The 1083-nt window shown below is 29.8% G+C and carries 1 protein-coding gene; it reads right to left on the bottom strand.

Translation table 11 applies throughout. From position 1 onward, the window contains the following. Window positions 1-12 precede the first annotated feature (12 nt). Window positions 13-1083, bottom strand: a 1071-nt coding sequence (locus tag A6E03_RS17050) for a HEPN domain-containing protein (protein WP_218060172.1), incomplete at its 5' end; no start/stop codon positions are given.

Below are 1083 nucleotides of genomic sequence, written 5' to 3'. Positions count from 1 at the left end.
CATAGTCGTTTGTTATGTGTGTTTACGATCGTTCTCACTGTATATTATATTTAAATAACGTATGGTTTTTGGTCTGATTTTACTTTTGATATTCAATAATTGCTCAGCTTCTATTTTTTTTGAAAAAGAGATTAAATCTTTTTTACTTTGAAAAATATCAATATGTTTTAATATATTGTGCAAAACATTCAGTAAAAGGTTATCAGAAAAAAGAAGATCATCAATTTGTATATTGCTCGTATCACCAGCATGTACGAATCGACACCTTTTCTGATACAACGATGCTATTTTTTTACGATAATCCTCATTATCCCAATCGATAGACCACCCAATGAATGCTTCAACCCTATTTGGTAACATCTCCGAAAATTTATCACCAGATTCCGTAAGTAAAGTTTCTATTGCGATCATATTATATAAAAAAGCTAATGATAACTCAGAACATGACTGACTTTTACCAGCTAAACTTACAGCATCCTCAATATTTTTCTGCCACGCACTACTAATCTGTTTTTGGGAATTTAATAAATTTATAAAATCAAAGAAAAATGAACTTTTTTGGAACTTTTTCCAATTACAATCGACTTTTAATTCTTCAAATCTACCAGTAATTGTAGAGGTCGTCATATAATCTCCCGCTGTCAAATTAAGCATCATATAGTTAATCTGCCCAATTCTTGTTTCAGATGATAACGATAAGCATGCATTATTTTTTCTTCGACAATAGCCTAATTGTGAAGACGATATAAAACTTAATTCCTTTCTAACTATTTCTAGTAGTTCTAATTCTTTTTCACATCCCTTTCCACCTAAGCTAACAATTGCAACAGTTTTACATGACTCAAAAATTTCTTTATTCAACGGTCTTTTATCAATAAATTCATTGATTCGTAACGGAAGATTAAATCTTTTTCTTACCCGATGTAATTTAGAAACGCTAATAAAAGTAACTCGATCTATAGTTAACTCTTCACCAATAGATTTATCTAAATTCAAACCAGAAATAGGAATAATTAAAGCCCATTGCCCTTTATTATTTTTATAATCCACTTTTATTAACTCCAACACATAACGCCTGCATAA

The organism is Aliivibrio sp. 1S128, from assembly GCF_001691065.1.
GTDB lineage: Bacteria > Pseudomonadota > Gammaproteobacteria > Enterobacterales > Vibrionaceae > Aliivibrio.
Note: the sequence above shows the minus strand (reverse complement) of the source record. Positions and strands in the feature narration are given on the sequence as shown.